Here is a 22,972-nt window from a genome sequence, read left to right as displayed (position 1 = left end):
GCTCACGCCCCGATCCGGTAGAGCGAGTGGGTCCAGGAGAAGGAGTTGTTGTTCACGTACCAGGCGTGGGAGGCCCAGTTGTAACGGGTGCTGGTCTGCCAGGGGTCGCCCCAATAGACCATGCTGTTGGCGTCGTCGTAGCCGTAGATGACATGCATGTGACCGCCGCCGCTCGACCACTGGATCCGGGTCTCCACCGGCCGGTCGGCGTTGATCTCGGTCTGCACGGCGGAGTAGCGCAGCCAGTTGTTGATGTACGAGCCGGGGCTGATCCCCGCCCAGCGCAGCCCGGTCTGCACATTTCCGAGCGTGGCCTGGTTGTTGGGGCATTCGGTGCCCTGCTGCCGGTTGAAGGCGGCGTTGCAGAACTGGTTCTGGGAGTACGTGCGGCCGTAGTAGGTGGCGATGGTGTTGCCCGCCGCCGACCAGCACCAATTGGTCTTGAGCTGGGCTTGCATGGCGATGTCAAGCCGCTTCCAGGCCAGGGCGCCCCGGTCGGCTGCGGAACCGTCGTGAGCCGCGGGCGTCCCCGGGGAGAGGGACGGCCGGGCGGTGGGGCCGTCCGCCGGGGCGGCGGTGGCGGCGGTGGCGGAGAAGGGGAGTGTGAGGGCTGCGGCGAGTACGGCCACCGTTGGGGCGAGCCGTCTCCTGGTCTTGCGCATCGCGTTCCTCCCTGAGGGATGGGGGGTGGAGGACCGCGTCCGGACGCTGCTGCTTGAGCATCAATCCTTGTCGGGAGCAGGTCAACAGGCTTCAATGCGAGGAACACGGAGCTGTGAACACGGCAGCCGGAGTGTGAACCTGGCCGTCCCGCGCTGCCTAGGGCGGTCCGCACCACCCCGCCCGGCGGGCCCGTCCCCGTCGTGAACGTTCACCGCGACCGTGCGGCGTTCACGTGCACGAGGGTTCGACCCGCTGGAGGATGATCCCCATGGACCACACCGAGGCCGATCTGGCACAGGTGCTCCACACCGGCCCGTTCCATCTGGCGCTGCGGACGGCGATCGCCGTGCGCGGGCTGCCGCTCCAACGGGTCCGGCACCATCTCACCCACCGGGGGATCACGGTCGGTGTGACCAGCCTCAGCTACTGGCAGCAGGGCGCGCGCCGGCCCCAGCGCCCCGAGTCGCTCCGGGCCGTACGGGCGCTGGAGGAGCTGCTGGAACTGCCCGGGAACTCGCTGATCCGGCTGTTGGGGACCGGCGACGGGGGCGCGGGGCGCCGGGAGGTGGACCGTCCGGCCTCCCGCGCGTACAGCTTCCTGATGGAGGTCTCGGGGACGGTCGAGCGGCTGCTCGCGGATCTGGAGGTCCCGGCGGACGGCGGGCTGCACACGGTGGGCCACCACGAGCGGATACGGATCGGGGCGGGCCGGGAGCTGCTGGGCCGGGAATCCCGGCAGGTGGTCCGCGCCCACCGGGACGGCATCGACCGCTATGTCGCCATCCACCACGGCGACCCGGGCTGCGAGCCGGAGCGGGTACGGGTGACCGCGCTGGAGAACTGCCGGACGGGCCGGGTGCGGCGACACCGGGAGACCGGGCTCGTGGTGGCGGAGCTGCTGTTCGACGCCCGGCTGCGCGCCGGGGAGACCCATGTCCTCGGCTACGGCTTCGAGGACGGGACCGGCGGGCCGAGCACCGAGTACGTCCGGGGCTTCACCCACGCGGGCGGGCAGTACGTCCTCCAGATCCACTTCGACGAGGGGGCGCTGCCGGCCAGGTGCCGCCGGTTCGCGCAGGCCACCACGGGGGCGCCGCGCGGCGGCCGGACGGATCTGACGCTGAGCGGGCGGCACCGGACGGTCCATCTGGTCGAGCAGGGCGTACGGCCGGGGATTCTCGGCATCGACTGGGACTGGGAGTAGGGCCGCCCGGAGAACGCGGGCGGGCCGGGCGCCCACCGCGTGGGTGCGGGGTGCCGGGCCCCTGCGGGCGGGCCCGGGCGCCCACCGCCGGGCCGAGCCCGCGGGCGCTCTCCCGCAGGTGGGCGGGCCTGCCGGGGCCGGGCTCAGGCGAGGGCAAGCGGTCCGGCATCCGGGGCGGGACTCCGGCGGGGGGCGGGCCTGCCCGGGGCCGGACTCAGGCAGCCGGACGGCCGGGCTCGGGGCTCCGGGCGTCCGGGGCACGGCGGCCGGGCTCGGGACATCCAGCGCGGCGGCCGGACTCAGGCAGCCGGAAGGCCGAACGACCGGGCTCGGGGCTCGGGCCGAACGGCCGGGCTCAGGGCTGCGGGCATCCGGGGCGCGGGTCCCGGGCGCGGCGGCCGGCTCAGGCATCAGGCGTCGGGACATCCAGCGCGGCGGCCGGACTCAGGCGTCGGGGCCCGCGATGAGGCTGCCGCCCTCCGCCTTGATCGCGACCTCGGGCAGCGGCACGGTCGCCGGGCCCACCAGTGCCTTGCCGGTGGTGACGTCGAAGCGGCTGCCGTGGCAGGGGCAGTTGCCCTCATTGCCGACGATCTTGTCGAGCGCGCAGCCCGCGTGGGTGCACTGGGCGCTGAACGCCTTGTACTCGCCCTCCTTGGGGCAGCTCACGATCAGCCGCTGATCGCGGTAGAGCTTGGCGCCGCCGACCGGAACCGCGTCCGCCGGTCCCAGGTCGACGGGTTCGGTCGGCGTCGGCACCTGGGCGCGCCCCAGCTTGGAGTCGGTGGAGCAGGCGGCGGCCCCGAGCCCGGCCGCCCCCGCGAGGGCGGCACCTTTCAGCACGGTACGGCGGGCGGCTGGGGAGGGGCCGGGCATGTGAGGACTCCATCTGCTCGATGCCGCCGACGGGAGAGACGGGACCGGACGGAACGGGGTCCCGGATGGCGGCAGACCCGACAATACCGACGGCGCCCGCCACTCCGACGAGCGGGCTCCGGTCCCGGCGCCTTCCCCGGACCGGACGCCTCCACCGCTCCGGAACGGTTCTCGCAGCAGAGTCCCTTCCGCGATCCGGCAGGCAGTCACCCTGCCGGGACGCTCTTCGCACCCGGCAGGACCGGCAGGACCCGACAAGGACGAGAACGCGCTGCGGCCGGGCCGAGGACGACCCCGGCGCCCAGGGCCGGACGGGACCAGGGCCAGGATCGCGGTCGGGGGCGGACCCGGGACGGAGGTACCCGACAGGCCGGACGGCTTCCCCACTCCAGAGCAGGGCAACCCGGCCGTACCCGACCGGGCGCGACGCTCCCCGCACGGCCGACAGCACCGCCCCGGCCCTCTTCCCCCGTCCGGGAATACCCTGCGGCGGACGCCCGGGGCAGCGGGACCGACGGCCTCCCCGCGCGGCGGGGCTCTGTATTCAGCCGATGCCGCCCCCGGCACCCCACCCCGCGCCCGGCTCCCGTCCGGCAGCGGCCGTGCCCGGCGGGTACGCCCGGGAGAGCGGTACGAGGCCCCCGGGCGCACCGGACAGAGGGGTGCCGGGGACCGGGACCACCCGGGACCGGAGCCGGACAGACCGGGCGGAGCCGGGTGCGACGCTCCCCGCACGGCCGACAGCACCGCCCCGGCCCTCTTCCCCCGTCCGGGAATACCCTGCGGCGGACGCCCGGCCGACGCCCGGGGCACCGGGGGCCGCCTCCCCGCGCGGCGCACCCTGTATCACCCGGTGCCGCCTCCGGCCCGGCTCCCGGCGCCCGACTCCCGGCCGTGGAGACCGGGCCCGAGGGCCCCGGGACACCGGGCCGGGGCCGTCCCGGGGGCTCCCCCGCCCGGAGGCGATCGGCTACCTTCGGGCAGGTGATCGTCGTCGCCGGAGAATCCCTGATCGATCTGGTCCCGCAGCGGGACCCCACGGCACCGCGGAACGACGGACCCGCCGCGCCACCACCGCCCCCGCCGGGACCGTCCGGCCCGCCTCCGGCCCCCGCGCTGCCGCCGCTGCTGCCCCGGCCGGGGGGCGGCCCGTACAACACCGCCGTCGCCCTGGGGCGGCTCGGCGCGCGGGCCGCCTTCTGCTCCCGGGTCTCCGGGGACGGCTTCGGTGAGGCGCTGCTCGCCGGGCTGCTGACGGCCGGTGTCGATGTCTCGCTCGTCGAACGCGGCCCGGAGCCGACGACACTGGCGGTCGCCTCCGTCGGCGCCGATGGCTCGGCCGGATACGGCTTCTACGCGGAGGGCACCGCGGACCGGCTCTTCGAGCTGCCGCCGCCGCTGCCGGACGAGGCGCGCGCGGTGGCGTTCGGCACCTGCTCACTGGTGCTGGAGCCGGGGGCGAGCGCCTATGAACAACTGCTGCGGCGCGAGGCCGGGCGCGGCCTTCTCACCCTGCTCGACCCCAATGTCCGCCCGGGGCTGATCCCCGATCCGGACGCCTACCGCCGGAGGTTCTCCGGCTGGCTGCCGGACGTCTCGCTGCTGAAACTCTCGGACGACGACGCCCGCTGGCTCGGCGGAGTCCCGTCGGGCCCGGCCGCCGTCGTGGTCACCCATGGTGCGGGCGGACTGACGGTACGGGCCCGGGGCGGTCTTGAGGTGTCCGTCCCGGCGGTCCCGGTGCGGGTCGTGGACACGATCGGCGCGGGCGACACCGTGAACGCCGCGCTGCTCCACGGTCTGGCCGCCCTCGACGCGCTCTCCCCCGACGCCCTGCCGGGGCTGGACGAGGACGCCTGGCGCGGCGTCCTCACCCTCGCCGCCCGGGCCGCCGCGCTCACCTGCTCCCGCCCGGGTGCCGAACCCCCGTACGCGGCGGAGCTGGACCCGCTGCCCGGCCCGGCCCGCACCTGAGCGGACCGGCCCCGGGCGGCCGGGACGGGGCCCGGCCCGGGTCAGGACGCCCGGCCGCGGGCGGTGCTCTTCTTCGGGGCGGCGGTCTTCGCCGCCGACGCCGCGCCCTTCCGCGCCGTCGCCTTCCTGGGCGCCGCCTTCTTCGCAGCGGCGGCCGGGGTGGCGGCCTCCTCCTTCGCCGTGGCGCTCTTCTTGGCCGCGGTCCGCTTCACCGCGGTCTTCCTGGCCCTGCCGCCATTGGCCCCGGCGCGCGGGGCCCGCTCCTCCGCGTCGCTGATCCGCTCGGGGTCCAGGATGTCGCGGAGGAACTTGCCGGTGTGGCTCGCCGCCACCCCGGCGACCCGCTCGGGCGTGCCCTCGGCGATCACCAGACCGCCGCCGCTGCCGCCCTCGGGGCCCATGTCGACGACCCAGTCGGCGGTCTTGATCACATCGAGGTTGTGCTCGATGACGATCACTGTGTTGCCCTTGTCGACCAGTCCGGACAGCACCGTGATCAGTTTGCTGATGTCCTCGAAGTGGAGCCCGGTCGTGGGCTCGTCCAGGACATAGACCGTCCGTCCGGTGGAGCGCTTCTGGAGCTCCGACGCCAGCTTCACCCGCTGGGCCTCACCGCCGGACAGCGTCGGCGCCGACTGCCCGAGCCGCACATAGCCGAGCCCCACCTCGTTCAGGGTCCGCAGATGGCGGGCGATGGTCGGCACGGCCTCGAAGAAGTCCAGCGCCTCCTCGATCGGCATGTCCAGTACCTCGGCGATGGACTTGCCCTTGTAGTGGACCTCCAGCGTCTCCCGGTTGTAGCGGGCGCCGTGGCAGACCTCGCAGGGGACGTACACGTCCGGCAGGAAGTTCATCTCGATCTTGATGGTGCCGTCGCCGGAGCAGTTCTCGCAGCGTCCGCCCTTGACGTTGAAGGAGAACCGGCCGGGGAGATAGCCCCGCACCTTGGCCTCCGCCGTCTCCGCGAAGAGCCTGCGGACATGGTCGAAGACGCCGGTGTAGGTGGCCGGGTTGGACCGGGGGGTGCGGCCGATGGGCGACTGGTCGACATGGACGACCTTGTCGACCAGGTCGTCCCCGGCGACCCGGGTGTGGCGGCCCGGCACCGACCTGGCGCCGTTCAGCTCACGCGCGAGATGCGTGTACAGGATGTCGTTGACCAGGGTCGACTTCCCAGACCCGGAGACACCGGTGACGGCGGTGAGCACGCCGAGCGGGAAGGAGACGTCGATGTCCTGGAGGTTGTTCTCCCGGGCGCCGTGGACGGTGAGCGTCCGGGACGGGTCCGCGGGACGGCGGATGTCGGGGGTCGCGATCGCCTTCCGGCCGGAGAGGTACTGCCCCGTCATCGACTCCTTGTTGGACAGGAGCTGCTTCAACGGGCCGGAGTGCACGACCTTGCCGCCGTGCTCACCGGCGCCGGGGCCGATGTCGACCACCCAGTCGGCCACCTTGATGGTGTCCTCGTCGTGCTCCACCACGATCAAGGTGTTGCCCATGTCCCGCAGCCGGACGAGGGTCTCGATCAGCCGGTGGTTGTCCCGCTGGTGGAGGCCGATGGAGGGCTCGTCCAGCACATAGAGCACGCCGACGAGGCCGGATCCGATCTGGGTGGCGAGCCGGATGCGCTGGGCCTCACCGCCGGAGAGCGTCCCGGCGGCGCGGTTGAGCGAGAGATAGTCCAGACCGACGTCGACCAGGAAGCGCAGCCGTTCGTTGACCTCCTTGAGGACCCGCTCGGCGATCTTCTTGTCCCGGGCGTTCAGCCTCAGCCGGCCGAGGAAGTCCGCGCACTCGCTGATCGACATCGCGGAGACCTCGGCGATGGACTTCTCCATCACCGTGACGGCGAGCACGATCGGCTTCAGCCGGGTGCCCTCGCAGGTGGGGCAGGGCACCTCGCGCATATAGCCCTCGAAGCGCTCCCTGCTGGCGTCGCTCTCGGCCTCCTGGTGCCGCCTGCGGACGAACTGCACCGCGCCCTCGAAGGCGGGCGTGGTGTAGGCCCGCTCCCTGCCGTAGCGATTGCGGTAGCGGACCTCGACCTGGGTCTTGTGGCCGTAGAGCAGGGCCTTCCTGGCCCGCTGCGGCAGCCCCGCCCAGGGCATGTCGGTGGCGAAGCCGAGGGCCTGGGCGAGCCCCCCGATCAGCCGCCCGAAGTACTCCTTGGTGTGGCCGTGGGACCAGGGGTGGATCGCCCCCTCGTCGAGGGACTTCTCCTCGTCCGGGACGAGCAGCTCGGGGTCCACCTCCATCCGGGTGCCGATGCCGGTGCAGTCCGGGCAGGCCCCGAAGGGGGAGTTGAAGGAGAAGGAGCGCGGCTCCAGCTCCTCGAAGGACAGGTCGTCGTAGGGGCAGTACAGATGCTCCGAGTACATCCGCTCGCGCTCGGGGTCGTCCTCGGGGAGGTCGACGAAGTCGAGCACGACCATGCCGCCGGAGAGTCCCAGCGCGGTCTCGACCGAGTCGGTCAGCCGCCGCTTGGCGCCCTCCTTGACGGTCAGGCGGTCCACGACCACCTCGATGGTGTGCTTCTCCTGCTTCTTGAGCACCGGCGGCTCGGCGAGCTGGACGGTCTTCCCGTCCACCCGGGCGCGGCTGTACCCCTTGGTCTGGAGGTCGGCGAAGAGGTCGACGAACTCCCCCTTGCGCTCGCGCACCAGCGGGGAGAGCACCTGGAAGCGGCTGCCCTCGGGCAGCTCCAGCACCTTGTCGACGATGGCCTGCGGCGACTGCCGGGAGATGGGACGGCCGCACTCGGGGCAGTGCGGCTTGCCGATCCGGGCGAAGAGGAGCCGGAGGTAGTCGTAGACCTCGGTGATCGTGCCGACCGTCGAGCGCGGGTTGCGCGAGGTCGACTTCTGGTCGATGGAGACCGCCGGGGAGAGCCCCTCGATGAAGTCGACGTCGGGCTTGTCCATCTGCCCCAGGAACTGGCGGGCGTACGACGACAGCGACTCCACATAGCGGCGCTGTCCCTCGGCGAAGATCGTGTCGAAGGCCAGCGAGGACTTGCCCGACCCGGAGAGCCCCGTGAAGACGATGAGCGAGTCACGGGGGAGGTCGAGCGAGACGTTCTTGAGGTTGTGCTCGCGAGCGCCACGGACGATGAGACGGTCGGCCACGCCGGGTCCGCACCTTTCTTGAGGAGTCCTGAAGGTCCTGGAGGTCCTGGAGGTCTTGAGGGTGGTGTGAGGGTGCTGAAGGGGTCCTGAGCGGTCGGAAGCCACCGGAGGGTCCGGGGCGACAGGGGCACGCGCCCCGGGTCCCGGACCTTCCAGCCTAGGTCGTGCGGCGGGTACCACCGGATCGGTGGACGCCGGGCAGCCGGTCGACCGCTCGACGGGGACGGCCCGACATCCAAGGATGCACCGCTCCAGGCTATAGCACGCACATTCGAATTACGGCGACCGGCAGCCTCCTTCACCCGATCGGGTGGCGGAGCTATCGTCAGGCGCATGATCGATCCCGTGCGCGACCTGGACTCTGTACGCGAGGCGACCGAACGACTGCTCACCGCGGTGGACACGCTGGACAGGACCCGGCTGTCCGGACCGTCCCGATTGCCCGGCTGGTCACGCGGCCATGTACTGGCCCACCTCGCCCGTAACGCCGACGCCCTCGTGAACGTCCTCGAAGGCCGGCCCATGTATCCGAGCGCCGCCGCGCGCGAGACCGACATCGAACGGGATTCCGGCCGCCCCCTCGATGTCCAGCTCGCCGACGTACGCGACAGCGCCGCCCAGTTCGAGGCCGTGGCCCGGCTGCCCGCGGAGTGGAACCGTACGGTCGCCCTCCGCAACGGCGTCACCGACCGGGCGGCCCGGGTGCCCTTCCGCAGACTGGTCGAGGTCGAGCTGCACCACGTCGACCTGGATGTCGGCCACGAGCTGGAGGATCTGCCCCGGGAGTTCGTCCTGCGGGAGATCGCCTTCCTCGCGGAGCGCTTCACCGGGAGCCCCCAGGTGCCGCCGGTCGCCCTGAGCGCGGCCTCGGGGGAGTCGTGGACCACCGGGGGCACGGCGGGCGCCCGGGTGAGTGTCGAGGGCCCGGCTCCGGAGCTGCTGGGCTGGCTCGCCGGGCGCCGGGCCGTCCGCGCGTCCGGGCTCACGACCGGCGGCGGCCCGCTGCCCGTCCTGCCGCCGCTCTGACCGCCCGCCGTGCCGCCGGGGCGGGCCCGCGCGCCCCCGGGCCCCGGGCCCGTTCCCTCACCCGCCGGTGCCCTGTCGCCCCGCTATAGGCTGCCGCCATGACGTACAGCGGAGCAGTGAAGGTCGGCGGCCCCGCCGACGTGCACGAGCTGACGGACCTGATGATCTCCAAGGTCGCGGTCGGACCCATGGACAACAACAGCTATCTGCTGCGCTGCCGGGCCACCGGCGAGCAGCTCCTGATCGACGCCGCCGCCGAGCCGGCGACCCTGCTGCGGCTCATCGGCGACGACTCCATCGCCTCGGTGGTGACCACCCACCGCCACGGCGACCACTGGCAGGCCCTCGCGGAGGTGGTCGCGGCGACCGGCGCGCGCACCTACGCCGGCGCCGAGGACGTCGAGGGCATCCCCGTCCCCACCGATGTGGCGGTCCATGACGGCGATGTGATCCGGGTCGGCCGGGTCGCGCTGACCGCGCGCCACCTCGTGGGGCACACAGCCGGGTCGATCGCGCTGGTCTTCGACGATCCGCACGGCCACCCCCATCTGTTCACGGGCGACTGCCTCTTCCCGGGGGGCGTCGGCAACACCCGCGACGACCCGGCGGCCTTCGCGAGCCTCCTGCACGACGTGGAGACCAAGCTCTTCGCCGTGCTGCCGGACGAGACCTGGGTCTACCCGGGACACGGCAGGGACACCACCCTGGGCGCCGAGCGTCCGCACCTCGCGGAGTGGCGCCGCCGCGGCTGGTGACCCCCGCGCAGACGGCGGAGGGGGCGGACGGCGACTGCCGTCCGCCCCCTCCTGGAGCCGCTGTCAGGACCGTCAGGCCTCGACGCTGTCCTTGTCCTTGCTGCCGTCGGCGCCCTCGTCGCCGCCCTTCGCGGCGGCCTCGGCCGCCTCGCGCTCCGCCTGCTTCTTCGAGGCGATGAGGCTGGTGATCGTGGTGATGATCAGCACGCCGCAGATGACGGAGAGGGAGAACGGGATCGAGATCTCCGGGACGTCGACACCGCTCTCGTGGAGCGCGTGCAGGATCAGCTTGACGCCGATGAATCCGAGGATCACCGAGAGGCCGTAGCTCAGGTGGACCAGCTTCTTCAGCAGGCCGCCGATGAGGAAGTAGAGCTGCCGCAGACCCATCAGGGCGAAGGCGTTGGCCGTGAAGACGATGTACGGGTCCTGGGTCAGACCGAAGATCGCCGGGATGGAGTCCAGCGCGAAGAGGATGTCCGTGGTACCGATCGCGAGCATGACCACCATCAGCGGGGTCATGATGCGCTTGCCGTTCTTCTGGATGAACAGCTTGGTGCCGTGGTACTGGTCGGCGACGCCGAACTTCTTCTCGACGGACTTCAGCAGGCGGTTCTCGTCCCAGTCGTCCTCCTCCTCGTCGGAGCGCGCCTCCTGGATGAGCTTCCAGGCGGTGTAGATCAGGAACGCGCCGAAGATGTAGAAGACCCAGGAGAAGCTGGCGATGATCGCCGCGCCCGCCGCGATGAAGATGCCGCGCAGGACCAGCGCGATGAGCACACCGATGAGCAGCACCCGCTGCTGGAGGTGGGAGGGCACCGAGAACTTCGCCATGATCAGGACGAAGACGAAGAGGTTGTCGACGCTCAGCGACTTCTCGGTGATGAAGCCGGCGAAGAACTCCCCGGACGCCTGGCTCGTGCCCCAGACCGCGAGGCCGATGCCGAAGAGCACCGCCAGCACGATCCAGACGATCGTCCAGATTCCGGCTTCCTTGATCGACACATCATGGGGCTTGCGCCCGATGAAGAAGTCGACCGCGATGAGGGCGGACAGACCAAGAATGGTCAACACCCACGTGGTAGTAGAAACGTCCACTGTGCCTCCGGCTTCGTACGGCTACTGATCAGCGTCGTCGCTGCCGGAGGTCTCTTCCACCCGAGTGGTCCTTGCCGCTCGGGCCGACGCCCCGGGACTCATCGGAGATCCGTACTGACGGGAACGTCGCAGGCCGGGAATACTCCCCTCCGCTCAGAGGAGCGTACAGGAGCCGCCAAGCGGCGGTAAAGAGCATGGTAAAGAAACATTCAAAATGCCAGCTCAGCAGGTTCTTTATTGGTCTACACCGGTTGACGCGGAGAGGTCGCGCAAGGGCTTTTCACGCCTCGTCGTCCCCGGTGTACCCGGCTGTCATGACCCGGTCGAGCACCTGCTCCAGGACCGCGCTGCCCGGCGGGACCGTCAGCGGGCCGTAGGTCCAGGCGTGGCGGACCCAGGGGTCGGCCAGATGGTCGTCAGGGACCGGGGTGATCCGCAGCAGGGAGCGCCAGAGGCGGTCCAGCTCGGGCCCGTAGGCGGCGGCGTCCTCGCGGTCCGCCACCATCAGCAGATGGACTCCGGCCGCCGGGCCCTCGTCCGCGAGATAGCGCAACCGGGTGACGGACCGGTCGTCGAAGCCGTGCGGGAAGTCGTTGACGATCAGCAGCTGCCCGGCCGTGGCCGGACCGGGCGGCAGCGCGTCGGCGGCGCCGCCGCGCAGCGCCATCGTGATCAGGTCGACCCGCTCGGTGAGCCGGGCGAGCGTCCCGGCCACCCCCTGGGCCCCGGTGGCGGGCAGCGCCGTCACCCCTGCGGACACCAGCGGGGCCAGCGCCGCGGCGGCGGTGCCCGCGGGGTCGACGACCTGCACGGAGAAGGCGCCGGGCGGGTGGACCGCGAGCAGCCGGGCCGCGTGGGCGACGGCGGTGTCCAGGGCGAGGCGCTTGACCCGGTCGGGACCGGACACCGCCCCGGGGCCCGTGTGCCCGCTGTCCACCCAGAGGCCGCGCTCCAGCGGGAGCCGGACGAGGAAGGGGATGACAAGACCGGGGGCCTCGGGCAGGGTCAGATCGCCCAGCCGCACCGCGAGCGGGCGCTCCCGGGGGGCGCGGTGGGCATGCCAGACCGGGTTGTCCCAGCGGGCGCAGGACGGCGGCAGCGCCGGTTCGACGACGTCGGACTCGGCGGCGAGCTGGGCCAGGTCCCGGTCGAGGACGGCGCGGGCCTCGGCGGTCAGCCGCTCGCACTTGTCCCGCGCGGCCTCGCGGGCGGCGTCCGCCGCGCCGCCGACGCGGGCGCGCGGGTCGGCGAGGAGGTCGTCCAACTCGCGGTCCATCCGGGACTCGGCGAAGTCGACGGCGCCGCGGTAGGCGGCGACGCTGCGGGCCAGATCCTCGAACATGCCCCAGACCTGGTTGTACAGCCGCTCCTCCAGCGACCAGCCGGTGGCGTCCCCGGCGACGGGTCCGGACGGCCGGACGGGGGCGGCGGACGGTGCCGCCGGGGGTGACGGGGGCGGGGTGGAGCGGCGCCCCGGGTGCGCATAGTCGATGGGCGCGGACGGCACGGGGGCGGCGGCCGACGGGGCCAGGGGCGGCGGCGCGGGCGTGCCCGTGCGCGGCGCCGCAGCGCCCGCGGTGTCCCCGGGGCCGCCCGTGGGCGGCCGGGCCGCGTCCACGGTGTCCCCGCGGTCGCGGGAGCCGGAGGCAGCGGGAGGCACGGCGTCCGCGGGAGTCCCGGGACCCGCCGGGCCGCCCGCCGGACCCGGGGCGGCGGCCCCGGCGGAACTCCCCGTCCCCAGCCGCGCGGGCGCGGCGCGCGGGGCCGTCGGCGCCGCGGCCCGCTGGATCTCCGCCGCCGCTTCCCGCGCCCGCGGATGCCCCTCGTCGGCGAGCAGCCGGGCGAGTCCGCCCGCGTACCCCTGGCCGACGGCGCGCACCTTCCAGGCGCCCCGGCGGCGGTACAGCTCGACGGCGATCAGCGCGGTCTCGGTGTCCAGGCCGGTGACGGTGAAGGCGGCCAGCGCGGTGCCACCGGGGCCCGCGAGCGCGAGGTGCGGGCCGGCCGTGGCGCCGAAGCGCCCGGGGGCCCCGGGCCCCTCGGGGAGCGCGAGGACGAGCGCGACCCGGTGCACCGTGTCCGGCAGCGCGTCCAGGTCGAAGGCGCAGCGGAGCACGGCCGCGGCCTGCCGGGGCACCTGGACGCCGGGGAGCCCCGGTGCGCCGGGGCGGGCGGGGGAGTCTCCGACGGCGGTGCCCCGCTCATCGGTGCCGAGGGCACAGGCCAGCAGCGGGTGACCGCCCGCCACCCGGATCTCCAGCCGGGTGGCGCTCAGTGGATGGTTCTGTCCCCGGGCCAGCTCGGCCGTCATCGCCGTGTCCCCCCTCGCTGCCGCTGTTCGGTGGTGCGTACCGGCCCCGCCCGGCCGAGGCCGGTACAGGGCCCGGTGTCCGGTGTCCACAGTCCGTGTGCCGGTGGCGCCGGATGATTGGCGTCCACCGATGGGGCGTCTACAGATGGGGCAGGATGGCCGGGATCAGGTCCTGGAAGGTCCGCCCGTTGGCCGGGTTGCCCAGGGCGGTCATCGTCCAGCCCCCCGGCGTGGGCTCCTTGGAGTAGCCCTGCGGCGGACCGCTCCTGGCGCGGTGCACCTTGGCCATGATCTGCGCGGTGTAGTGGCCGCCGCCGTCGAGGGTGTAGCGGGCCATCTCCTCGCCGTTGGTCTCGTCGACGATGCGGCAGAAGGCGTTCTGCACCTCCTGGAAGGTCTGGCCGGTGAAGGAGTTGACCGTGAAGACGATCTGGTCGACATGGACGGGGACCCGGCCGAGGTCCACCAGGATCGCCTCGTCGTCGCCCCCGGAGCCCGCGCCGCCGACCAGGTTGTCGCCGGTGTGCCGGACGGAGCCGTCGTCGCTGACGAGGTGGCGGAAGAAGACCACGTCGACCGGCTGCTTGTCGGCGAAGAGCACGGCGGAGGCATCCAGGTCGATCTCCTTGGTGCGCGAGCCGAACAGTCCGCGTCGGGGAGCCGCCTGCCAGCCGAGTCCCATCCGCACCGCGGTCAGGGTGGCCCCGTCGCTCTTCCGCAGGCTGATGGCCTGGCCCTTGGTCATATTGACCGTCACGCGCTTGTCCCCTTTTCGCTCGGTTCTGCCCTGGGGCAGTCGCCTCCGCGGGCGGATGCCCAGCACCCTACGCAGTCGTATGAACTGCACGGCAGAATTGGCCAGTTATTGTGTCGCTCTTGCAACACAGCCCACGGCGTGAGTGGAATAGTGCCTTCCCGGCTCGCTGCGGTGCCGCGCGGGCACCGCACCGGGACGGGAGCGGCGGGGTGTCCCCCCTCCCCCGCCGGTCGGACCGGCTCCCGCACCGGTCAGGCCAGCCCCGCCTCCTTCATCTGGCGCAGCTCCTTCTTCAGCTCACCGACCTCGTCGCGCAGCCGGGCGGCGATCTCGAACTGGAGATCCGCCGCCGCCGCCCGCATCCGCTCGGTCATCTCCTCGATGATTCCGGCCAGCTCGGTGGCGGGACGGCCACTCGTGTCCGCGCCGGTCCCGGCCCTCTCCCCCTTGCCCCCGGCCCTGCCCCTGCCCTGGGCCGCGCCCTTGCCGCCCAGCGCGGGCACCGGGGCCTTGCCCGCCTTGCCGGACCTCTCCTTCGGCTTGCGGTAGTCGGAGCCGAGCAGCTCCTCCGTGTCGACCTCCTCACGCGCGATGGTCGCGACGATGTCGTTGATCTTCTTGCGGAGCGGCTGGGGGTCGATGCCCTTCTCGGTGTTGTACGCGATCTGCTTCTCTCGGCGGCGGTTGGTCTCATCGATGGCCTTCTCCATCGCCGGAGTGATCTTGTCCGCGTACATATGGACCTGGCCGGACACATTGCGGGCGGCCCGGCCGATGGTCTGGATCAACGAGGTGCCCGAGCGGAGGAAGCCCTCCTTGTCGGCGTCGAGGATGGCCACCAGGGACACCTCGGGGAGGTCGAGACCCTCCCGCAGCAGATTGATGCCGACCAGGACGTCGTACTCACCGGCGCGCAGCTCGCGCAGCAGCTCGACCCGGCGCAGGGTGTCGACGTCGCTGTGCAGATAGCGCACCCGGATGCCGAGTTCGAGGAAGTAGTCGGTCAGGTCCTCGGCCATCTTCTTGGTGAGCGTGGTGACCAGCACCCGCTCGTCGCGCTCGGTGCGCACCCGGATCTCGTGCACCAGATCGTCGATCTGGCCCTCGGTGGGTTTGACGACGACCTCCGGGTCGACCAGCCCGGTCGGCCGGATGATCTGCTCCACGAAGCCGTCGCCCCGCGACAGCTCATAGGCCCCGGGCGTGGCCGAGAGATAGACCGTCTGACCGATCCGCTCGGTGAACTCCTCCCACTTCAGGGGGCGGTTGTCCAGGGCGGAGGGCAGCCGGAAGCCGTGGTCGACCAGGGTCCGCTTGCGTGAGGCGTCCCCCTCGTACATGGCGCCGATCTGCGGAACGGTCACATGGGACTCGTCGATGACCAGCAGGAAGTCCTCGGGGAAGTAGTCGAGGAGGGTGTTCGGCGGGGAGCCTGGCTCCCGGCCGTCGAAGTGCATCGAGTAGTTCTCGATGCCGGAGCAGGAGCCGATCTGGCGCATCATCTCGATGTCGTAGGTGGTCCGCATCCGCAGCCGCTGCGACTCCAGCAGCTTGCCCTGCTTGTCCAGCTCGGCGAGGCGCTGCTCCAGCTCGGCCTCGATGCCGTCGACCGCCTTCTCCAGGCGTTCGGGGCCCGCCACATAGTGGCTCGCGGGGAAGACGTGCAGGGACTGGTCCTCGCTCAGGATCTCTCCGGTGAGGGGGTGGAGCGTGGACAGGGCCTCGATCTCGTCACCGAACATCTCGATGCGGACGGCCAGCTCCTCGTAGACCGGGAAGATCTCGATGGTGTCGCCGCGGACCCGGAAGGTGCCCCGGGTGAAGGCCACGTCGTTCCGTGTGTACTGGATGTCCACGAAGCGGCGGAGCAGCTCGTCCCGGTCGATCTCCTCGCCGACCCTGAGCGGCACCATCCGGTCGACGTACTCCTGCGGGGTGCCGAGGCCGTAGATGCAGGACACGGAGGCGACCACGATCACATCGCGCCGGGTCAGCAGGGAGTTGGTCGCGGAGTGGCGCAGCCGCTCCACCTCCTCGTTGATCGAGGAGTCCTTCTCGATATAGGTGTCCGACTGCGGGACGTACGCCTCGGGCTGGTAGTAGTCGTAGTACGAGACGAAGTACTCGACGGCGTTGTGGGGCAGCAGCTCGCGGAACTCGTTCGCGAGCTGGGCGGCCAGCGTCTTGTTCGGCGCCATGACCAGGGTGGGGCGCTGGAGGCGCTCGATCATCCAGGCGGTGGTCGCCGACTTGCCGGTGCCGGTCGCACCGAGGAGGACCACGTCCTTCTCCCCCGCGCGGATGCGCCGCTCCAGGTCGGCGATGGCCGTGGGCTGGTCGCCGCTGGGCTGGAAGGGACTGACGACCTCGAAGGGCGCCACCGTACGTTCGATCTGGGAAACGGGCCGCATGAATCCACCGTACGGCCCCCCACTGACAACGGGGTCCCGGTGCGCTCCCGCCCCAGGGAGCCGGGCGTTCCGGCGACCGCCGCCCGGCTCCGGTCGTCACGTGATGTCACCCTCGATCACCGAGTGTCATCCACTGCTCTGCGCTGTCATCAGATGTCGTCAGATCTCATCGGGCCTCATCAGGTGCCATCAGGTGCCATCGGATATCACCAGCTGTCGGAGTAGGGCTGCTCGCGGCGCTGGGGCTGAGGCTGAACCTGGGGCTGGTGGGGCCACTCGCCGGGCCGGTTCACCGGCCAGGCGTCCTCCGGCCGCGCCGCGGCGGGCTGGTGGGGCCACGGCTGCGGGGCCGCCTGCACGGGCCGGGCCGGGACGCCGGGCAGCGGGGCCGCCCCGCGGGCGGGCTTCTCCCACTCGGGTTCGCCCATCACCAGCAGCGGATCGAACATCACGACGACCGCGGCGAGCAGCAGGAAGACACCGGGGCCGACCAGCATCGGCAGCAGCAGCGAGGTGGGCGAGTCGCCACCGGCCTGCGCGGTCAGGGTGCCGTGCAGATGGACGCTGACCGAGGCCATGCCGGTGTAGTGCATTCCGGAGACCGCCACTCCCATCACCAGACTGGCGAGCAGGCTGGCCCGGAAGCCGTGGATCGACACGGCGGCCCACAGCGCGGCGGTCGCGGCGACCACCGCGATCACCACCGAGAGGGCCACGACCGGGATGCTGTACTCGACCCGCCCCTGGAACCGCATTCCGGCCATGCCGAGGTAGTGCATCGAGGCCACTCCGAGCCCCATGATGGTGCCCCCGGTGACGAGGGCCATCACGGTGGCGCCCCGGTAGCCGACAATGAAGATGCCGATGCCGACCATGACGATCGCGAGCGCGAGGCTCGCGTAGGTGATCGGCCGGTCATAGGTGATCGGGGTCTCCGCGATGCTGAAGCCCATCATGGCGATGAAGTGCATCGTCCAGATGCCGGAGCCGATGGAGACGGCTCCCAGCGCCAGCCAGCCGGGTTTGAAGGCACCCTCGGTCCGCACGGATCTCGTGGTGCAGCGCAGTCCCAGCGCCCCGCCCAGACAGGCCATCACAAAGGCCGCCACCGGTGTGACCAACCCATAGGTGAAACCGTCGAGAGTTCCTTGCATGCCGTGTGCCCTTCGCTCCGTATGTGATCGCGGCGGTCCCCTGGCGGTGGCCCCCTTGACCCGCTGGTGGAACGTCTTTCCCGGGGGTGAGGGTATGGCCTGACCATCGCTTGGCAAACATTTGGGTAGAGATTTATCTCCGCAGAAACAGGTACGTGGGGTGGTCTGGGTAGGTCTGTTCGCTTTTTTGGCCACACTTCGCCTGTTCGTGACCCGCCGCCGGATGTCACGCTCACCCGGTCGCCCGTCGAACGCCGTGAGGAGTCGAGGTGCACACACGAACCGTCGCAGCAACCACCGCCGCCGCACTGGGGGCGGGTGTCCTCCTGCTGTCCGGGCCGGTGGTGCCCGCCCGGGCCGATACCGGGGCCCCGGCCGGGCACCTGTCAGGACCGCCCGCCCCGGAGCGCGGGGAGCCGCTGGTGATCGCCCACCGGGGAGCCTCCGCCCACGCCCCCGAGAACACCCTGGCCGCCGTGGACCACGCCGCCCGGCTGGGGTTCCGCTGGGTGGAGAACGATGTCCAGCGCACCCGGGACGGCGAGCTGGTGGTGGTCCACGACGAGACCCTGGCCCGCACCACCGACGTGGAGGAACGATTCCCCGGACGCGCCCCCTGGCGGGTGCGGGACTTCACCGCCGCCGAGATCGCCGGCCTGGACGCGGGGAGCTGGTTCGGTCCCGCCTGGGCGGGGTCCCGGGTACCCACCCTGACGGCTTATCTGCGACGGGTCGACCGCAACCGGCAGAGCCTGCTGCTGGAGGTCAAACGACCGGAGCTGTACCCGGGCATCGAACGCGACATCCTGCGGGAGCTGGGCGCGCGGGGCTGGCTGGACCGTGCGCATGTACGGCACAGGCTCGTCGTCCAGAGCTTCGGGGCGCAGAGCCTGCGGGCCGTGCGCGAGCAGCACCCGGGGGTGGTGACCGGTTTCCTCGGTACACCGCCGCTGACGGAGCTGCCCGTATACGCCGCCTTCACCGACCAGATCAACCCGCCGCACACCGCGGTCACCCCGGAGTACGTCGCCGCCGTGCAACGGCTCAAGGGCCCGCACGGCAAACGCCTCAGGGTCAGCACCTGGACGGTGAACGACGCGGCCGGGGCGCGGCGGGTCGCCGCCGCCGGTGTGGACGGGATCATCACGGACCGGCCGGATGTCGTCCGGGACGCGCTGGAGGAGGGCGGCGCGGGCGGCCCCGGCCACCGGGCCGCCCCCGCCGGGTCCTGAGCCTCCGCGCGCCTGCCGCCCGGCCGCCCTGGCCCGGCCCGTTGTCAGTGGCGGGTCGTACCGTGGACGCATGAACAGCTTCGAGTGGGCCGTCGTGGACACCGACATCGGGCCGCTGCTGCTCGCCGCGACCGCCGAGGGCGTGGTCAGCGTGGTCTTCCACGCCACTCCGGCCGTCCGGGACCGGGCCCTGGGCCACCTGGCCGACCGGCTCGGGGCCCGCCCCGTGGCCGAGGGGGCGGGGCTGCTGGCCGAGCCCATACGTCAGCTCGCCGCCTACTTCCGCGGCGAGCTGACGGACTTCGACCTGCCCCTGGACTGGACGCTGTCGGCGGGGTTCAACCGTGCGGTGCTGCGCGAGCTGACCGCCGTCCCCTACGGCACGGTCGTGGGGTACGGAGACCTCGCCGCCCGGGTCGGCAGCCCGGGCGGGGCCCAGGCGGTGGGCGCCGCCATGGGGTCCAACCCCCTGCCTGTGCTGGTGCCCTGCCACCGCGTCGTGGAAGCCGACGGTGAGCTGGGCGGATTCGGCGGCGGACGGGAGACCAAGCGACAGCTCCTGGCACTGGAGGGCGTGCTGCCGCAGCCGCTCTTCTGACCCGGGGCCCAGCCGGCCGGCCGTCCGCCCACCCGGCGCGGCACCCGGGGACACCGCACCGGCCGGAGAGAAAAGAGCGCGCCACCCCACCGGGGGCGGCGGTGTCGTCCTCGCGCACGGGCTGGCACACTGCGCGCGTGAGCATCGGCCCTGACACATCTGGCATATCCGACGGCACCGGACCGGGCAGCCGTTCCGTTCCCGTGGACGGCACCACGGACGGCACGAGGGACAGCACGGCGGGCAGAACGGGAGCGGAGGGCACAGGGGACGGGGGAGCGGCAACGAGAACGGGACAGGGGACGGGGCCGGGCTCCGGGGCGGACCGTCCCGAGGGGGCCGGGACCGCATCCGCTCCCCCGGGCCGGGCCGACGCCGGACCGCCGGTCGGCACCACCGGGACCGGGGCGGACACGGAAGCGCTGTCAGGCGGCACCCGGGCGGGCATCGGCACGGTGGCCGCGGAGGCGCTGCCCGCGCTCCGGCGGCGCGTCACCACCGTCCTGGTCGTCAGTCAGATCCTCGGCGGGCTCGGCGTCGCCACGGGCATCGCGCTCGCCGCCGTCCTGGCGGAGCGGATCAGCGGCTCCGCCGCGCTGTCGGGGCTGGCCCCGACAGCGACCGTGGCCGGTACGGCCCTGTTCTCCATGCCGCTGGCCGCGCTCATGACCGCACGGGGGCGGCGCCCCGGCCTGGTACTGGCCTACGCCGTCGGCTCGCTGGGCGCGGGCGTGGTGGTACTCGCCGCCGCCGTGGAGAACTTCCCGCTGCTCCTCCTCGGGATGGCCGTGTTCGGCGCGGGGTCGTCGGCGAACCTCCAGGCCCGGTTCGCCGCGGCCGACCTCGCCCTGCCCGAACGGCGCGGGCAGGCCATTTCCCAGGTGGTCTGGGCGACCACGATCGGCGCCGTGCTCGGCCCCAATATCGCCGCTCCGGCGGGGCGCAGCGTCTCCGGGCTCGGCATCCCCACCGAGGCGGGCCCCTTCGTCTGGGCGGCCGGTGTGTTCCTCGTGGCGGCGGTGGTGGTGCAGACGCTGCTGCGGCCCGATCCCCTGCTCACAGCCCGCGCCCTGACGCCCGGAGACCACTCCCCCCAGGGCCGTTCGCTGCGCGCGGGGCTTCTCGCGGTACGGGAGTCGCCGGCGGCCCGGCTCGCCCTCGCCACGATCGCCGTCTCGCACACCGCCATGGTCGCGATCATGGCGATGACCCCGCTGGCCCTCACCCACCACGGCGCGGACATCGAGCTGGTCGGTCTGGTGATCAGCGGTCATATCGCAGGCATGTACGCCTTCTCGCCGGTCATGGGAAGACTGGCTGATCGTTTCGGCAGACTCACGGTGATCGGTCTGGCGGTGGCGCTGCTCGCGTCGGCCGCGCTGCTGGCGGGGACGGCGGGCCCGAGCCACGGCCAGGTGGCCGTCGGGCTCTTCGTGCTCGGCCTCGGCTGGTCGGCGGGGATCGTGGCGGGTTCCGCGCTGCTCACGGACTCCGTACCGCAGCCGGTGCGCGCGGCCGTGCAGGGACTCTCGGATCTCGCCATGAACACAGCGGCGGGCGTGGGCGGGGTCCTGGCCGGGCTGATCGTCGCGTACCAGGGATACGGCCTGCTCAATCTGATCGGCGCCCTGCTGGTGCTGGGGCTGGGATGGGCCGTGTTCCGCGGGGCGGTCCGCCGCCCGGGGCGGAAGGCGGGCCCGGACACCACCGGCTGACGGGCCCTCGGACGGGCCGGCTCCGTCGCACCGCGGGCCCGGGTCCGTCTCCGTCCCGGGGCAGGATGGGCGAAGGGCGGGTTTGCGGGGGCGTTCCCCGTGCCAGGGATGGGACATGCTGCTCACCGAGGTGACCGAGGAAGTACGGGAAGCACTCGACGCCCGGCGGCCCGTGGTGGCCCTGGAGTCGACGATCATCGCCCATGGTCTGCCCCGCCCGCGCAATCTGGCGGTGGCGGCGGAGCTGGAGGAGATCGTCCGGTCCGCCGGTGCCGTCCCCGCGGGGATCGCGGTACTGGACGGCCGGGTCCATATCGGTCTCGACCGGGCGCGTTGGGAGCGGATCTCGCAGGACGACGGGGTCCGCAAGCTCGGCCGACGGGATCTGGCGCCCGCGCTGGCGACCGGGACGAGCGGGGCGACGACCGTGTCGGCGACGGCCTTTCTGGCGGCCCGGGCCGGAATCCGGGTGTTCGCGACCGGCGGCCTCGGCGGCGTCCACCGGGACTGGACCCATGAACAGGACGAGTCGGCGGATCTGCGGGTCCTCGCGGAGACCGATCTGACGGTCGTGTGCGCGGGCGTGAAGTCGGTCCTGGACGTCCCGGCGACCCTCCAGCGGCTGGAGACGCTGGGCGTCGGGGTCGTGGGATACGGCACGGACCGCTTCCCCGGCTTCTATCTGACCTCGTCGGGGGAGCCCGTGGACTGGACGGTCCACTCGCCCGACGAGGTCGCCGCGGTGGTCCGCGCGCGGGAGGCCCTGGGCGGGAGCCCCGCCGCGCTCGTCGTCGCCAACCCCGTCCCGGAGTCCGAACAGCTCGATCCCGCCCTGCACGACCGGGTACTCGGCGAGGCCCTGGACGCCTGCCGCGAACGGGGCATCGCGGGACAGGCCGTCACCCCCTTCCTGCTGGACTTCCTCACCCGGCGCACCGGAGGGGCCTCCCTGGAGGCGAACGTGGCCGCCGTGCGCGGCAATGTCCGGCTGGCCGCGCTCATCGCGGCGGCCCTGTGAACAGCGGTCCGGTGAACGGCGGCGCCACGGACGACGGTGCCACCGGCGGCGGTTCCGCGGGGGGCGGCCGGGCCGGACCGGCGGCCCTCCTCGTCGTCGGCGATGTGATGAACGACGTCGTCGCCCGGCACTCGGCCCCCCTCGCCCGGGGCACCGACACCGCCGCCCGGATACGGGTGCTGCCCGGCGGCGCGGGTGCCAACACCGCCTGCTGGGCCGCGCGCCGGGGACGGGCGGACGTACGGCTGCTCGGCCGGGTCGGACGGTCCGACCTCGCCTGGCACGAGGAGCGATTACGGGCCGCCGGGGTGCGTCCGCTGCTCGTCGCCGACGACACGGCGCCGACCGGAACCGTGGTCGCGCTGGTGGACGACGGCACCGAGCGCACCTTCCTCACGGACAGCGGGGCGGTCCCTCTCATCTCCCCCGCCGACTGGTCGGCCTCGCTGCTGGACGGTGTCGGACGACTCCATCTCTCGGGCTATCTGTTCTTCTCCGGGTCCGGTCGGGCGCTGGCCCGCGTGGCGATCGGCGCGGCGCGTTCCCGGGGTGTCCCGGTGAGCGTCGATCCCGCGTCCGAGGGTTTTCTGCGCACGCTGGGTGCGGAGCGCGCGCTCACCGCCTACGACGGAGTGAGCGCGCTGCTGCCCAACGCCGACGAGGCCCGGTTCCTCACCGGTCGTTCCGATCCGGCCGAGGCCGCTGTCGCGCTGAGCCGGCGGGTGCCCCTGGCCGTGGTCACCCTGGGCCGGGGCGGGGCGCTGGTGGCCGAGTCCGGCGTGCTCAGGGCGCCGATTCCCGCGCCCCCGGTACGGCCGCTGGACCCGACGGGCGCGGGTGACGCCTTCACGGGGACGTTCCTCGCCGCCCTGCTGGCGGGTGCCGGGGTGTCCGCCGCCGCGGCGGAGGGCTGCCGGGCGGGAGCGGAGGCGGTCACCGTGGTCGGGGGCCGTCCCCCGCCGCCGGTTCCGCCCGGCGCCTGCGGATCACCGTCCGCCTCCTCGGGCTCCCCGCCGGGCCGGGCCCCCCGGCCCGCTCACTGAGGGGCGCGGACC

The 22,972-nt window shown here is 72.8% G+C and carries 17 protein-coding genes; 9 read left to right on the top strand and 8 right to left on the bottom strand.

Going from position 1 to position 22,972, the window contains the following annotated elements; translation table 11 throughout:
• Nucleotides 1-2: 2 nt before the first annotated feature.
• Nucleotides 3-662 (bottom strand): papain-like cysteine protease family protein, encoded by a 660-nt coding sequence (locus tag CRV15_RS22520; protein ID WP_003960073.1) that lies wholly within the window; start codon nt 660-662, stop codon nt 3-5.
• A 269-nt stretch (nt 663-931) separates the two neighbouring features.
• On the opposite strand from CRV15_RS22520, the gene CRV15_RS22515 reads away from it, so the two are divergent.
• Nucleotides 932-1,867, top strand: a complete 936-nt coding sequence (locus CRV15_RS22515; RefSeq protein ID WP_009995800.1) for a hypothetical protein — start codon at nt 932-934, stop codon at nt 1,865-1,867.
• Nucleotides 1,868-2,311: 444 nt separating this feature from the next.
• Here the strand turns inward: CRV15_RS22515 and CRV15_RS22510 are convergent, their stop codons facing one another.
• The gene (locus CRV15_RS22510) at nt 2,312-2,743 is read right to left on the bottom strand and encodes a Rieske (2Fe-2S) protein (protein WP_003960075.1); all 432 of its coding nucleotides are present in this window, start codon (nt 2,741-2,743) and stop codon (nt 2,312-2,314) included.
• A 984-nt stretch (nt 2,744-3,727) separates the two neighbouring features.
• Here CRV15_RS22510 and CRV15_RS22505 point away from each other — a divergent pair.
• Nucleotides 3,728-4,717 carry a carbohydrate kinase family protein gene (locus CRV15_RS22505; RefSeq protein ID WP_003960076.1) on the top strand — a complete coding sequence of 330 codons (990 nt, stop codon included), beginning with the start codon at nt 3,728-3,730 and terminating at the stop codon, nt 4,715-4,717.
• A 41-nt stretch (nt 4,718-4,758) separates the two neighbouring features.
• Here the strand turns inward: CRV15_RS22505 and uvrA are convergent, their stop codons facing one another.
• Nucleotides 4,759-7,842, bottom strand: a complete 3,084-nt coding sequence (uvrA, locus tag CRV15_RS22500) for an excinuclease ABC subunit UvrA (RefSeq protein WP_009995801.1) — start codon at nt 7,840-7,842, stop codon at nt 4,759-4,761.
• A 333-nt stretch (nt 7,843-8,175) separates the two neighbouring features.
• Between uvrA and CRV15_RS22495 the strand changes: the two genes are divergently transcribed.
• Complete coding sequence (locus CRV15_RS22495) at nt 8,176-8,868, top strand: maleylpyruvate isomerase family mycothiol-dependent enzyme (protein WP_003956668.1); 693 nt, start codon at nt 8,176-8,178, stop codon at nt 8,866-8,868.
• Nucleotides 8,869-8,966: 98 nt separating this feature from the next.
• Nucleotides 8,967-9,623 (top strand): MBL fold metallo-hydrolase, encoded by a 657-nt coding sequence (locus CRV15_RS22490; RefSeq protein WP_003956667.1) that lies wholly within the window; start codon nt 8,967-8,969, stop codon nt 9,621-9,623.
• 72 nt (nt 9,624-9,695) lie between these two features.
• On the opposite strand, the gene CRV15_RS22485 is transcribed toward CRV15_RS22490, so the two are convergent.
• The 5 genes from CRV15_RS22485 to CRV15_RS22465 form a co-directional block, all read right to left on the bottom strand.
• Nucleotides 9,696-10,721, bottom strand: a complete 1,026-nt coding sequence (locus CRV15_RS22485) for a TerC family protein (protein ID WP_003960078.1) — start codon at nt 10,719-10,721, stop codon at nt 9,696-9,698.
• Between the two features lie 280 nt (nt 10,722-11,001).
• The gene (locus CRV15_RS22480) at nt 11,002-13,032 is read right to left on the bottom strand and encodes a TerD family protein (RefSeq protein ID WP_009995809.1); all 2,031 of its coding nucleotides are present in this window, start codon (nt 13,030-13,032) and stop codon (nt 11,002-11,004) included.
• Between the two features lie 139 nt (nt 13,033-13,171).
• On the bottom strand, nt 13,172-13,789 hold the full coding sequence (locus CRV15_RS22475; RefSeq protein WP_003956661.1) for a TerD family protein: 618 nt from the start codon (nt 13,787-13,789) through the stop codon (nt 13,172-13,174).
• Between the two features lie 251 nt (nt 13,790-14,040).
• Nucleotides 14,041-16,200, bottom strand: coding sequence for an excinuclease ABC subunit UvrB (gene uvrB / locus CRV15_RS22470; RefSeq protein WP_003960083.1), 2,160 nt, complete (start codon nt 16,198-16,200; stop codon nt 14,041-14,043).
• 206 nt (nt 16,201-16,406) lie between these two features.
• Nucleotides 16,407-17,354, bottom strand: coding sequence for an MHYT domain-containing protein (locus tag CRV15_RS22465; RefSeq protein ID WP_003956658.1), 948 nt, complete (start codon nt 17,352-17,354; stop codon nt 16,407-16,409).
• 269 nt (nt 17,355-17,623) lie between these two features.
• Between CRV15_RS22465 and CRV15_RS22460 the strand changes: the two genes are divergently transcribed.
• The 5 genes from CRV15_RS22460 to CRV15_RS22440 all read left to right on the top strand — a co-directional run bounded on the left by CRV15_RS22460 (nt 17,624) and on the right by CRV15_RS22440 (nt 22,960).
• Nucleotides 17,624-18,586 carry a glycerophosphodiester phosphodiesterase gene (locus CRV15_RS22460; protein WP_003960084.1) on the top strand — a complete coding sequence of 321 codons (963 nt, stop codon included), beginning with the start codon at nt 17,624-17,626 and terminating at the stop codon, nt 18,584-18,586.
• Between the two features lie 70 nt (nt 18,587-18,656).
• On the top strand, nt 18,657-19,184 hold the full coding sequence (locus tag CRV15_RS22455) for a methylated-DNA--[protein]-cysteine S-methyltransferase (RefSeq protein WP_003960085.1): 528 nt from the start codon (nt 18,657-18,659) through the stop codon (nt 19,182-19,184).
• Between the two features lie 422 nt (nt 19,185-19,606).
• Nucleotides 19,607-20,899 carry an MFS transporter gene (locus tag CRV15_RS22450; protein WP_230864213.1) on the top strand — a complete coding sequence of 431 codons (1,293 nt, stop codon included), beginning with the start codon at nt 19,607-19,609 and terminating at the stop codon, nt 20,897-20,899.
• A 115-nt stretch (nt 20,900-21,014) separates the two neighbouring features.
• Complete coding sequence (locus tag CRV15_RS22445) at nt 21,015-21,917, top strand: pseudouridine-5'-phosphate glycosidase (protein ID WP_003956655.1); 903 nt, start codon at nt 21,015-21,017, stop codon at nt 21,915-21,917.
• Nucleotides 21,914-22,960, top strand: a complete 1,047-nt coding sequence (locus tag CRV15_RS22440; RefSeq protein WP_003960088.1) for a carbohydrate kinase family protein — start codon at nt 21,914-21,916, stop codon at nt 22,958-22,960. The genes CRV15_RS22445 and CRV15_RS22440 overlap by 4 nt, the downstream gene beginning before the upstream one ends.
• The last annotated feature ends 12 nt before the right edge of the window (nt 22,961-22,972 follow it).

This window comes from Streptomyces clavuligerus (assembly GCF_005519465.1).
GTDB lineage: Bacteria > Actinomycetota > Actinomycetes > Streptomycetales > Streptomycetaceae > Streptomyces > Streptomyces clavuligerus.
Note: the sequence above shows the minus strand (reverse complement) of the source record. Positions and strands in the feature narration are given on the sequence as shown.